This is a genomic window from Streptomyces bobili (genome assembly GCF_002154575.1).
In the GTDB taxonomy this organism is placed as follows: domain Bacteria; phylum Actinomycetota; class Actinomycetes; order Streptomycetales; family Streptomycetaceae; genus Streptomyces; species Streptomyces bobili.
In genome coordinates, this window is the sequence record NZ_MUBA01000431.1 from 1 (window position 1) to 12558 (window position 12558).

Sequence of the window (12558 nt, forward strand, 5' to 3'; positions counted from 1 at the left end):
AAGGTCGCCTCGGACCGGCACGAGGCCCTGCTGCGGGAGGCGTTGGAGTCGGTGGGGGTGCCGGTCCGAGGCGACCTTGTTCAGGATCACGCCCCCGATCCGCACCTCGGGGTCGAAGGACACGAACCCGTGCACAAGCGCCGCCACCGACCGCGACTGCGACGACGCGTCCACGACCAGCACGACCGGAGCCCGCAGCACCTTCGCCACCTGCGCCGTCGACGCCAGTTCACCCTGCCCCGCCGCCCCGTCGTACAGCCCCATCACGCCCTCGACGACGGCGATGTCGCAGCCCCGCGCCCCGTGCAGGAACAGCGGAGCGAGCAGCTCGGGACCGCACAGGTACGCGTCGAGGTTGCGCCCCACCCGCCCGGTGGCGAGCGCGTGGTACCCGGGGTCGATGTAGTCCGGCCCGACCTTGTGCGGGGACACGGCGAGCCCCCGCGCGGCGAGCGCGGCCATCAGCCCCGTGGCGACGGTGGTCTTGCCGCTGCCCGAGGAGGGAGCGGCGATGACCAGCCGTGGGACGGAGGACGTCACCACTCGATGCCCCTCTGCCCCTTCTGCCCCACGTCCATGGGGTGCTTGACCTTGGACATGTCGGTCACCAGGTCCGCGAACCCCACCAGCTTCTCGGGCGCGTTGCGCCCGGTGATCACGACGTGCTGGTTCCCCGGCCGCTCCCGCAGCACGGACACCACCTCGTCGGTGTCGATCCACCCCCAGTGCATGGGGTAGGCGAACTCGTCCAGCACATACAGCTGGTACGTCTGCGCGGCGAGGTCCCGCTTGACCTGCTCCCAGCCTTCGCGGGCCTTCTCCTCGTTGTCCATCTGGGAGTCCCGCTGGACCCAGGACCAGCCCTCGCCCATCTTGTGCCAGGCGACGGACCCGCCCTCCCCGGAGTCCCCGAGCACCCGCAGCGCCCGCTCCTCGCCGACCTTCCACTTCGCCGACTTGACGAACTGGAACACCCCGATGGGCCACCCCTGGTTCCAGGCCCGCAGGGCGAGCCCGAACGCCGCGGTCGACTTCCCCTTGCCCACCCCTGTGTGCACGATCACCAACGGCCGGTTCCGCCGCTGACGCGTCGTCAGTCCGTCGTCCGGTACGACACTCGGCTGCCCCTGCGGCATTACGCGGCCCTCCTCGAAGTCCCCTGCACGTCCCTGACCAGCCCGGCGATCGAGTCCGCCCGCAGCTCGTCGAGCGTGACGGCGGTGCCGCCCAGCTCGCCCGCCAGCTGCCCGGCGAGTCCCAGCCGTACGGGCCCCGACTCGCAGTCCACGACGACGGAGGCGACCCCGTCGGCCGCGAACAGCCGGGCCGCCCGCCCGGCGAGGGCGACGGGTTCGGGCCCGCCGGTCGCCCGCCCGTCCGTCACCACGACGACCAGCGCTCGCCGGGCGGGGTCCCGCAGCCGCTCCACCCGCAGCACCTCGTGCGCCCTGAGCAGCCCGGCCGCGAGCGGCGTACGCCCCCCGGTCGGCAGCGACTCCAGCCGTACGGCCGCCGCGTCCACGGACGAGGTCGGCGGCAGCGCCACCTCGGCGGCCGAGCCGCGGAACGTCACCAGCCCCACCTTGTCCCGCCGCTGGTAGGCGTCGAGCAGCAGCGAGAGCACGGCACCCTTCACCGCACCCATCCGCTGCCGGGCCGCCATGGACCCCGACGCGTCGACGACGAACAGCACGAGGTTCCCCTCGCGCCCCTCCCTCGTCGCCTGCCGCAGATCGTCCCGGCGCACGACGAGACCACGCCCGGAGCGCCCGCGCGCCCGCTGGTGCGGCGCCGCCGCCTGCACGGTCGCCGCCAGGTGCAGCTTGGTCAGCGTCCCGCGGGGCCGCCGGGCCCCGGTGGTCCGCCCGTGCTCGGTCCGCGCCCGCGAGCGCCGCCCGGCGGCACCCTCGCCGAGGCCGGGCACGCTCAGCACCTTCGTCCGGAAGGGCTCGGCGGCAGGCGCGGGCTGCCGCTCACCGGCGCCGCCCGCCGAGGTCTGCGGCTCACCGCTGTCCCCGGACTCGGGACGCGCTCCCGTGTCACCGCCCTCGGGCCCCTCCGACGGCGGCTGCCCGCCACCGCCACCGCCCCCGTCACCGCCGCCGGGCCCGTCCGGGTCAGGGTCCTCGTCGCCGTCCCCGGAGTTCTCCTCCAGCGTCTGGTCGAGCTTGTCCTCGTCAAGTCCCGGCGCGTCGAAGGGATTACGCCGGCGCCGGTGCGGCAGCGCGAGCAGCGCGGCCTGCCGCACATCCTCCGCGAGCACCTCGGTCCGCCCGGCCCAGGCCGCCAGCGCCGTCGCCGTCCGCGCCATCACGATGTCGGCTCGCATGCCGTCCACCTCGAACGCGGCACAGGTCGCCGCGATCTGCCGCAACGCCCCGTCGCCCAGCAGCACCGACGGCAGCAACGTGCGCGCCGCCACGATCCGCGCCCGTACGGAGGCCTCCTCGTCCGCCCACCGCCCGGCGAAACCGGCCGGATCGTCGTCGTAGGCCAGCCGCCGCCGTACGACCTCCACGCGCTGGTCGGGCTCCCGCGAGGCGGCGACCTCGACGGTCAGGCCGAACCGGTCGAGCAACTGCGGCCGCAGCTCGCCCTCTTCCGGGTTCATGGTCCCGACGAGCAGGAACTTCGACGCGTGCCGTACGGAGACGCCCTCGCGTTCGACGTACGACGCGCCCATGGCCGCCGCGTCCAGCAGCAGGTCGACCAGATGGTCGTGGAGGAGGTTGACCTCGTCGACGTACAGGATCCCGCGGTGAGCGTCGGCGAGCAGGCCGGGCTCGAAGGATTTCACGCCCTCCGACAGCGCCCGTTCGATGTCGAGGGCGCCCACGAGCCGGTCCTCGGAGGCACCGACGGGCAACTCGACCATCCGGGCGGGCCGTTCGACCCCCGCCCCCGGCTCGTGCGGCCCGTCGGGACACCCGGCGTCGGGGCGGGCGGGATCGCAGGAGAAACGGCATCCGGAAACGACGGGAACCGCCGGCAGCAGCACCGAGAGGGCGCGCACGGCCGTCGACTTGGCGGTGCCCTTCTCGCCGCGCACCAGCACCCCGCCGACCGCCGGGGAGACGGCGTTCAGGAGCAGAGCCAACCGCAGGTCGTCCTGGCCGACGACGGCCGTGAACGGAAAGGGGGTACTCACTTGTCGTCGCCCTCCAAGTCGCCTTCAAGCTCCAGGTAGGTGGCCCGGAGCCGCTCGATCGTGTCCGCGTCCGGCTCGGCCCACAGACCGCGCTCGGCGGCCTCCAGGAGCCGCTCGGTGATGCCGCGCAGGGCCCACGGGTTGGACGTCTTCATGAAGTCCCGGTTCTCCGGGTCGAAGACGTACTCGGCCGACAACTTCTCGTACATCCAGTCGTCCACGACCCCGGCCGTCGCGTCGTACCCGAAGAGGTAGTCGACGGTCGCCGCCATCTCGAAGGCACCCTTGTAGCCGTGCCGCCGCATCGCCGCCATCCAGCGCGGGTTGACCACTCGCGCGCGGAACACGCGGTGCGTCTCCTCACCGAGCGTGCGGGTCTTCACCTGGTCCGGAGTGGCCGAGTCGCCGACGTACGCCTCCGGACTCGCCCCCGTCAGGTGCCGCACCATGGCGACCATGCCGCCGTGGTACTGGAAGTAGTCGTCGGCGTCGACGAGGTCGTGCTCGCGCGTGTCGACGTTCTTCGCGGCGACCGCGATCCGCCGGAACGCCGTCTCCATGTCCCCCCGCGCCGCCCGGCCGTCGAGCCCGCGCCCGTAGGCGTACCCGCCCCAGACGGCGTACACCTCGGCGAGGTCGGCATCAGACCGCCAGTTCCGCGCATCGATCAACGGCAGCAATCCAGCCCCGTAAGCCCCCGGCTTGGAGCCGAAGACACGGGCCGTGGCCCGGCGCCGGTCGCCGTGCTCGGCGGTGTCCTCGTCGGCGTGCGCCTTGATGTAGTTCACGTCGGCGGGCTCGTCCAGTTCGGCCACCGCCCGCACCGCGTCGTCGATCAGGGCGACGACATGCGGGAAGGCGTCCCGGAAGAACCCGGAGATGCGGACCGTCACATCGATGCGGGGCCGGCCCAGCTCGGCGGCCGGCACGATCTCGAAGCCGGTCACCCGCCTCGACGCGTCGTCCCACACTGGACGGCAGCCCAGCAGCGCGAGGATCTCGGCGATGTCGTCGCCCTGGGTGCGCATGGCGGACGTGCCCCACACCGTGAGGCCGACCGACTTCGGGTACGCGCCGGTGTCCTGGAGGTAGCGCTGCACGAGTGAGTCGGCGAGGGCCTGCCCGACCTCCCAGCTCAGCCGGGAAGGAATGGCCTTGGGGTCGACGGAGTAGAAGTTGCGTCCGGTCGGCAGGACGTTGACGAGTCCGCGCGTCGGCGAACCGGAGGGACCGGCCGGGACGTAACCGCCGTTGAGGGCCTTGAGGATGTGCCCGATCTCGTCGGTGGTCTTCTCCAGCCGGGGCACGACCTCCGTGCAGGCGAACTCCACCACCGAGACGGCGTCGGGGAGTTCGGTGCCCAGTACCTCACCGACGAGCGCCCGGCTCTCGCCGGCCGCCCATTCCCGTGCCTCCATGCCCTCCGCGATCCGCCGGCACAACTGCTCCAGCAGGTCGATCGCGTCGGCGGCCGAGCGGGCCGGTCCGTCCACGAGGTCCGTCAGCTCCACCGGGACCTTGACCGGCGCCCCCGGCTCGGCGAGCAGCTCTTTCTCGACGAGCCCGAAGTGCTCCGCGAGGCAGGCCCGCAGACCGGGCAGCGCGTTCGCCTGCCCTCCCCACACCTGCGAGGCCCGCAGCACGGCCAGCACCAGGTTCACGCGGGGTTCGCCGACGGGTCCGCCGCCGAGGATGTGGAGGCCGTCGCGGATCTGCACGTCCTTGATCTCACACAGATAGCCGTCGATGTGCATGACGAACTCGTCGAACGCCGCGTCGTCGGGCTGGTCGTCGACATGCAGGTCGTGGTGCAGCTCGGCCGCCTTCACCAGCGTCCAGATCTGCGCCCGCACGGCCGGCGTCTTCGTCGGGTCCAGGTCGGAGACGAGCGCGTACTCGTCGAGGAGCTGCTCCAGCTTGGCCAGGTCGCCGTAGGTGTCGGCGCGCGCCATCGGCGGCACCAGGTGGTCGACGACGGTGGCGTGCCCGCGCCGCTTGGCCTGCGTGCCCTCACCGGGGTCGTTGACGATGAACGGGTAGATCAGCGGGAGTTCACCGAGTACGGCGTCCGGCGCACAGCCTCCGCTCAGCCCCAGCCCCTTGCCCGGCAGCCACTCCATCGTGCCGTGCTTGCCCATGTGGACGATGGCGTCGGCGCCGAAACTGTTCTCCAGCCACCGGTAGGCCGCCATGTAGTGGTGCGAGGGCGGCATGTCGGGGTCGTGGTAGATCGCGATGGGGTTCTCGCCGAAGCCGCGCGGCGGCTGGATCATCACGACGACGTTCCCGAACTGCAGGGACGCCAGCACGATGTCGTCGCCGTCGACGTAGAGGCTGCCCGGCGGCTCGCCCCACGCGTCCAGCATGCCCTGCCGGAGGTCGGGGTCGAGCTGGTCGAACCAGGTCCGGTAGTCGGCCAGCGGCACCCGCGCCGGCGCGGCGGCGAGCTGCTCCTCGGTGAGCCATTCGACGTCGTGGCCACCGGCGTTGATCAGCCGGTGGATCAACTCGTCGCCGTTGTCGGGGTATTCGGTGAGCGCGTAACCGGCCGCCTTGAGGGCGTCCAGGACCCGGACGGCCGAGGCGGGCGTGTCGAGGCCGACCGCGTTGCCGACCCGCGAGTGCTTGGTCGGGTAGGCGGTGAAGACCAGCGCGAGCTTTTTGTCGGCGTTCGCCTTGTGCTTCAGCCGGGCGTGCCGTACGGCGATCCCGGCGACCCGCGCGGCCCGCTCGGGGTCGGCGACGTACACCGGAACGTCGTCCGGTCCCTGCTCCTTGAAGGAGAACGGGACCGTGATCAGCCGCCCGTCGAACTCCGGGATCGCGACCTGCATCGCCGCGTCCATGGGGGACAGGGCGGCGTCGGAGGCGTCCCAGGCGGCCTTCGACGAGGTCAGGCAGAGTCCTTGCAGGACGGGCACGTCGAGGTCGGCGAGGGCGCCGATGTCCCAGGCCTCCTCGTCGCCGCCGGCCGAGGCATGCGAGGCGTGGGTGCCGCCCGCGGCGAGGACCGTGGCGACCAGGGTGTCCGCCGCGCCGAGGATCTCGTACAGGCCGGGGTCGGCGTCGCGCAGCGAACCGCAGTACACCGGGAGGGCGTTGGACCCGGTGGCCTCGATCGCGTCGCACAGCGTGTCCACGAAGGCGGTGTTGCCGCTCAGTTCATGGGCGCGGTAGAAGAGCACCCCGACGGTCGGACGGCCGTCCTGGAACACCCGGTCCCCGTGGACGCCGTACCCGGGCATCGTGTGCGGCTCCTCGAACCCCTCGCCCGTCAGCAGCACGGTGTCGGAGAGGAACCGGGCCAGCTCGGTGAGGTTGGCGGGCCCGCCCTCGACGAGATACCTGAGCGCCTCCGCCACCACGCCCGCGGGCACGGACGACTCGGCCATCAACTCCGCGTCGGGCACGGCCTCCCCGCCGAGCAGCACGGTCGGGATGCCCGACGCCCTCAGCGCGGCGAGCCCGTCCTCCCAGGCCCGCTTCCCGCCGAGCAGCCGTACGACGGCGACGTCCGAGCCCGCGATCAGGCCAGGAAGCTCCTCCGCGACATCGACGCGGGTCGGATTGCCGATCCGGTAGGTGGCACCGGTGGCGGCACGGGCCGCCAGCAGATCGGTGTCGGCGGTCGACAACAACAACACTGTGCTCATGCGGGCGCTCCCGGTGGAATGAAAGGCAGTCCTTGCGGCGCGCCCGACTCGATGAGCCGCCACAGCGCGTCCGTGTCCGCGTGCTGTTCGATGAGGTCGCCGAGCCGGTCGAGCTGCTCCTCGCGCAGCGCGGCGAACGAGGTGTCGGCGGCCGGCACGAAACGGCGGCCCGCGGCGGTCGCCACCTCCCGCAGGAACGCCCGGCGGAAACCGTCCGACTCCAGTGAGCCGTGCCAGTGGGTGCCCCAGGTCTGGCCGACCCGGCAGCCGTCGAGGAAGGGGGTTCCTCCACTGATATCGGCGACCCCGTGATGGATCTCGTACCCCTCGACATGCTCGCCGAGGGCCCGGCCGACGGGCCGGGTGAGGGTCTTCTCGCGGGCGAACCGCACCCGGACGGGCAGGACGCCGAGCCCGTCGACATGACCGCGCCGGCTCTCGACCTCGTCGTCGATGTGCTCCCCGAGGATCTGGAAGCCGCCGCAGATGCCGAGGACCGGCCGGCCTTCGGCGGCTCTGCGCCGGACGGCTTCCGCCAGCCCGCGCTCGTGCAGCCACTCCAGGGCCCGGACCGTCCCCCGGGTCCCCGGCAGGACGACGAGATCGGCGTCGGCCAGTTCCTCCGGCCGGTCCACGAACCGCACGACGACGCCCGGTTCGGCGGCCAGCGCGTCCACGTCGGTGAAGTTGGACATGAGCGGCACCGCGCACACGGCGACCCGCAGCACGTCCTCCCCGACGGGCGGGGAGACGTTCGACTCCCGGACGGTGCCGCGCAGCGAGACGCGCAGTCCGTCCTCCTCGTCGATCCCCAGCCCGTGCCGGAACGGCAGCACGCCGTACGTCCGCCGCCCGGTCAGCCCGTGCAGCATGTCCAGGCCCGGCTCCAGCAGCGAGACGTCACCGCGGAACTTGTTCACCAGGAACCCGGCGACCAGCTCCTGGTCCTGCGGCGAGAGCAGCGCGACGGTCCCGAAGAACGAGGCGAAGACGCCGCCCCGGTCGATGTCCCCGACCACCAGCACGGGCAGCCGCGCCCCCCGCGCGATGCCCATGTTCACGATGTCGGTCCGCCGCAGATTGATCTCGGCGGGACTGCCCGCCCCCTCACAGATCACCGCGTCATACGTGCCCCGCAACTCGGCGAGACAGTCGAGAACGGTTCCCAGGAGTTTCTGCTGCCGCCCGCCGTGATAGCCCCGCGCGCTCATCTCACCGACCGGCTTCCCCAGCAGCACCACCTGGCTGCTCTGTTCACCGCCGGGCTTGAGCAGCACCGGGTTCATCAGCGCGGTCGGTTCGACCCGGCAGGCCTGTGCCTGCATGGCCTGCGCCCGCCCGATCTCGGCGCCCTCGCGGGTCACGAACGAGTTGAGGGACATGTTCTGCGCCTTGAAGGGCGCGACCTTGACCCCCTGGCGCACCAGCCACCGGCAGATCCCGGCCGTGACGACGCTCTTGCCCGCGTCGGAGGTGGTGCCGGCCACGAGGAGACCCCCGCTCATGACGTACGCCCCTTTGCTACGAGTCGCGTTGCTACGAGTCGCGCGGCGACACTGACACCGAGCGCGAGCAGGCCGACCCGCCGCGAGAGTCGTACGGCCCGTTCGACGTCGCGTGTGGTGACGTCACGCCCTTCGGTGTTCAGCACAGGCCGCTGCTCGACCCGCCCTCCGTACGACAACGTCCCGCCCAGCCTGACCCCGAGCGCCCCCGCGAACGACGCCTCCACGGGCCCGGCGTTGGGACTCGGGTGCTTCGCCGCGTCCGCCCGCCAGGCGCGCACGGCACCCCGCGGATCCGGACCCGCCAGCGCCGCGAGGACGGCGGTGAGTCGTGCTCCCGGCCACCCGGCGAGGTCGTCGAGCCGGGCCGAGGCCCACCCGTACCGCCGATAGCGGGGCGACCGGTGGCCGACCATGGCGTCCAGGGTGTTGACGGCCCGGAACCCGAGCAGCCCCGGCACACCGCCGATGGCCCCCCACACCAACGCCCCCACGACGGCGTCGGACGTGTTCTCAGCGACGGATTCGACCACCGCCCGAGCGATCCCACCGGCATCAAGAGCCTGAGGATCCCGCCCACACAGATGCGGCAGCCGCATCCGGGCGGCCTCGACGTCCCCCGCCTCCAGCGCACGCCCGATGCCACGCGCCTCCCGGACGAGCGAAGTCCCGCCCACGACGGCCCAGGTGGCGGCACCGGTCAGCGCGACGGAGGCGGCAGGGGACGTCCGTACGGCACGAGAGGCGACGGAGCCGAGCGCAACCGCACCACCCGCGCACACGAGGGCATGCAGCGCGCCCCACCCCCGGTGGTCCCGCCACAACACCCGTTCCACGGCACCCGCGGCCCGCCCGAACACGGCGACCGGATGCCCCCGGCGCGGATCGCCGAGAAGCAGGTCCCCCAGGAGGCCGGCGGCGGCACCGTACGCGTAGCGGCGATCGGCACCCACCGGCTCAGCCGGCCGACGGGTCGGTCAACGACCTGGTGCGGAACCTCGAACGGCAGCCGAGCATGGCGATATGTCCTCACTCAGGGTGTCCACGCCCTGGTTCGACGAGACCGGCGACGAGAGTTCCTGGCTCCCGGGGAGTGTCTACCCCGGTGACAGTGGCGGGACCGCGCCGGAATCACACCGGCTTCCTCTTCTGTCGCCGTACATGGCTCCGGCAGTCCACCACGTGCCCGGAACGGCCGTCAACTCGCTGTTGACCTGCGGCGGGACAGTGTGCAGAACCCCACATACCTCCGGTCACGCCCGTCACGCACGCGTGGGGCGCGGGACGGTGATCCGTCCCGCGCCCCACGCGCGTGTGCGCCGTCCGTCAGGCGACGATCAGCGAGATCCCGTACGCCACCGCCGCGGCGCAGGCCGCGAAGCAGGCGTACGCGCCGGTGACCGCCAGGGTGGCCGAGTCGCCCTGGGCCGCGGCCCGCTCGCGGCGGGAGAGGCCCATGATGCCGAGGGTGAACAGGGCCACGAGGGCCACGGTGATGACGAGGCTGACACCGAAGACGGAGCCGAGAGACGCCCAGTCGATCTTCATGCTGCTTCTTCCTTCGTACCGGTCGGGCGGGACTCAGACGCTGGTGGTGGCCGGCGGGGCCGGCTCCGCCACGGGGGCCGCGATGGTGGCCGTCAGGTCCTCGGTGATGGTGCCCGTGGGGGGCGGGGTCACGGCGGCGATCGCGGTGGTCACCACGCCGGCCGGCTCCTCGGGCACGTCGACGACGTTGGTGTGGTCGATGACCTCGCGGCGCGAGATCTTCCAGATCGCGGCGCTGGAGGCGATGAGGAACACCGCGACGAGCGCGGTGCCCCAGCTGCCGAAGCCGGTCACGTACTCGGCGATCGCGGCGACCAGGGCCGCGGCGGGCAGCGTCAGGCCCCAGGCGACGAACATCCGGGTGGCGGTCGACCAGCGGACGACTCCGCCCTTGCGGCCCAGGCCCGCGCCCATCACCGATCCGGAGACCGAGTGCGTGGTGGAGAGGGAGAAGCCGAGGTGGGAGGAGGCCAGGATGACGGTCGCCGCGCTGGTCTGGGCGGCGAAGCCCTGCTGCGGCTGGAGGTCGGTCAGGCCCTTGCCCATGGTGCGGATGATGCGCCAGCCGCCGAGGTAGGTGCCCAGCGCGATGGCCAGACCCGCGGACAGGATGACCCACATCGGCGGGTCGGAGTCGGGAGCGACGGCGCCGCCGGCGACCAGGGCGAGGGTGATGATGCCCATCGTCTTCTGCGCGTCGTTGGTGCCGTGGGCCAGCGAGACCAGGCCCGCGGAGGCGATCTGGCCGGTGCGGTAGCCCTTCGCGGCGGCCTTGCCGTCGGCCTTCTTGCCCAGCGTGTAGGACAGCCGGGTCGCGAGCATCGCGGCGAGGCCCGCCACGATCGGTGCGGCGATGGCCGGGATCAGGACCTTGGTGACCAGCACGTCACCATGGACCGCGCCGACGCCGGCGGAGGCGATGGTGGCGCCGATCAGGCCGCCCATCAGGGCGTGCGAGGAGCTGGACGGGAGGCCGACCAGCCAGGTCACCAGATTCCAGAGGATCGCGCCGACCAGCGCGGCGAAGATGACCTCGGGACGGATGCCGGTCTCGTCGACGAGACCCTTGGAGATCGTGTTCGCGACCTCCACGGAGAGGAAGGCGCCTACAAGGTTCAGTACGGCGGACATGGCCACCGCGACCTTGGGCTTGAGCGCACCGGTCGAGATGGTGGTGGCCATCGCGTTGGCGGTGTCGTGGAAACCGTTCGTGAAATCGAACGCAAGTGCGGTTACTACCACAATCGCGAGGATCAGCGAGAAGCTTTCCATTTACCCAGGCAATCGTTCGAGGTCATTGGCTGGATGAACGTAGGGAACCTGAGTGAACGGAAGGTGAACTGGGCGGGGCTTCACGGTGTCCGCAATCGGCGGGACTCGTTCCACTCCGGCACGCGGTCCCAGGCGCCGCACGGGCCGGGGTCCCGGGGGTGGCTCCCGGCAGGGTCCCGGGGGCCCTGAATGAGACGTTCGTCACCTGGCAGGATCACGGTATGACCGACCAGCCGCGCGACCTCGACGACAACACCTGTGACCTGCGGAAAGGGGAGATCGCACGGGCCTGGGAACAGCTCGTGACCACGGCACGCCGCACCGTCGCCGACCGGCTCGTCGTCGGCACCTCGGGCAACGTCTCGGTCCGCGTCGGTGACCTCGTCCTGGTCACCCCCTCGGGCGTCCCCTACGACCGGCTCGCCCCCGCCGACATCACCGGCGTCGACCTCGACGGCCGACAGGTCCTCGGCACCCTCACCCCGACCAGCGAACTGCCCATGCACCTCGCCGTCCACCGCACCACCGACGCCCGCGCCGTCGTCCACACCCACGCCGTGCACGCCACCGCCGTCTCCACCCTGCTCACCGAACTCCCGCCCGTCCACTACATGACGGGCGCCCTCGGCGGCCCCGTCCGCGTCGCCCCCTACGCGACCTACGGCACCGAGGAACTCGCCCGCAACCTCCTCGACGCCCTCACCGGCCGCACCGCCTGCCTCCTCCAGAACCACGGCACCCTCACCTACGGCGCCACCCTCGACCAGGCCTACGACCGCACGGCCCAGCTGGAGTGGATGTGCCACCTGTGGCTGACCGCGGCGTCGGTCCCCGGCCGGACGCCGAACCTGCTGACCGAGGAACAGGTCAGAGAGGCGGGCGAGAAACTGAGCGGCTACGGCCAACGAGACGCGAGGTGACGTCGTCCACGCACCCTAAGCCCGCCCATCACGTCCCGAACCCCCACCACTGGCCGCAAAGTGGATCGGCCAGGACACTGGACGGGTGCGCACCGTCACCGCAACCGCAGTCACCGCAGCCGCGGCCCTCGCCGCGGGCGCGGCGAGCGTGGCCGCAGGCCGCCTCGCCAGCGACGCGGCGCTCAGGGCGTCACCCGGCCGCCCCCTGCCCACCGAACCCCGGCTCACCGTGCACGGCACAGCCCCCGACCAGGTGACCCTCACCCGCCACCTGGCCGCCCTGCGCCCCGGCACCTACGGCCTCGCGGGCGACGGCTCCCACGCGGTCGTCGGCCCCGTCCTGGCCACCGCCCCGCACACCGCCGACACGGTCGTACGCCGCCTGGAGCGCCTCACCCACGGCACCCTGAGCGCGGGCGACGCGGTATGGCTGACGCCGAACCTGTACGTCGGCAACCCGGACACCGCGCTCGGCCTCGAACACGCCGACGTCGACGTGCCCGGCGAGCTGG

The 12558-nt window shown here is 72.3% G+C and carries 9 protein-coding genes, 1 pseudogene and 1 riboswitch; of the genes and pseudogenes, 2 read left to right on the forward strand and 8 right to left on the reverse strand.

Annotation, left to right across the window (positions count from 1 at the left end; translation table 11 throughout):
* The 8 genes from BZL64_RS29050 to BZL64_RS29085 form a co-directional block, all read right to left on the reverse strand.
* The coding region (locus tag BZL64_RS29050; protein WP_158101570.1) for a nucleotide-binding protein at window positions 1-543 on the reverse strand (543 nt) is incomplete at its 3' end.
* Window positions 537-1136, reverse strand: coding sequence for a cob(I)yrinic acid a,c-diamide adenosyltransferase (gene cobO / locus BZL64_RS29055; RefSeq protein ID WP_086772135.1), 600 nt, complete (start codon window positions 1134-1136; stop codon window positions 537-539). The genes cobO and BZL64_RS29050, both read right to left, overlap by 7 nt.
* A complete protein-coding gene (locus BZL64_RS29060; RefSeq protein ID WP_086772136.1) occupies window positions 1136-3148 on the reverse strand; it encodes a putative cobaltochelatase in 2013 nt (670 codons plus the stop codon). The genes cobO and BZL64_RS29060 overlap by 1 nt, the downstream gene beginning before the upstream one ends.
* Complete coding sequence (gene cobN / locus BZL64_RS29065; protein WP_086772137.1) at window positions 3145-6801, reverse strand: cobaltochelatase subunit CobN; 3657 nt, start codon at window positions 6799-6801, stop codon at window positions 3145-3147. Before cobN ends, BZL64_RS29060 begins: the two co-directional genes overlap by 4 nt.
* The gene (locus BZL64_RS29070; RefSeq protein WP_086772138.1) at window positions 6798-8306 is read right to left on the reverse strand and encodes a cobyric acid synthase; all 1509 of its coding nucleotides are present in this window, start codon (window positions 8304-8306) and stop codon (window positions 6798-6800) included. Before BZL64_RS29070 ends, cobN begins: the two co-directional genes overlap by 4 nt.
* Entirely contained in the window at window positions 8303-9259 is a 957-nt protein-coding gene (locus BZL64_RS29075) for a cobalamin biosynthesis protein (protein WP_086772139.1), read from the reverse strand. Before BZL64_RS29075 ends, BZL64_RS29070 begins: the two co-directional genes overlap by 4 nt.
* A 101-nt stretch (window positions 9260-9360) precedes the next feature.
* Window positions 9361-9501: riboswitch (cobalamin riboswitch) on the reverse strand.
* Between the two features lie 131 nt (window positions 9502-9632).
* A complete protein-coding gene (locus BZL64_RS29080; RefSeq protein WP_086772140.1) occupies window positions 9633-9854 on the reverse strand; it encodes a hypothetical protein in 222 nt (73 codons plus the stop codon).
* A gap of 33 nt (window positions 9855-9887) precedes the next feature.
* Complete coding sequence (locus BZL64_RS29085; RefSeq protein WP_086772141.1) at window positions 9888-11126, reverse strand: inorganic phosphate transporter; 1239 nt, start codon at window positions 11124-11126, stop codon at window positions 9888-9890.
* Between the two features lie 221 nt (window positions 11127-11347).
* Between BZL64_RS29085 and BZL64_RS29090 the strand changes: the two genes are divergently transcribed.
* Both BZL64_RS29090 and BZL64_RS29095 read left to right on the forward strand, forming a co-directional pair.
* Window positions 11348-12046: a class II aldolase/adducin family protein gene (locus tag BZL64_RS29090; RefSeq protein ID WP_086772142.1), complete on the forward strand. Its 699-nt coding sequence runs from the start codon at window positions 11348-11350 to the stop codon at window positions 12044-12046.
* 85 nt (window positions 12047-12131) lie between these two features.
* Window positions 12132-12558, forward strand: a pseudogene (locus tag BZL64_RS29095) (hypothetical protein); the annotation flags it as partial.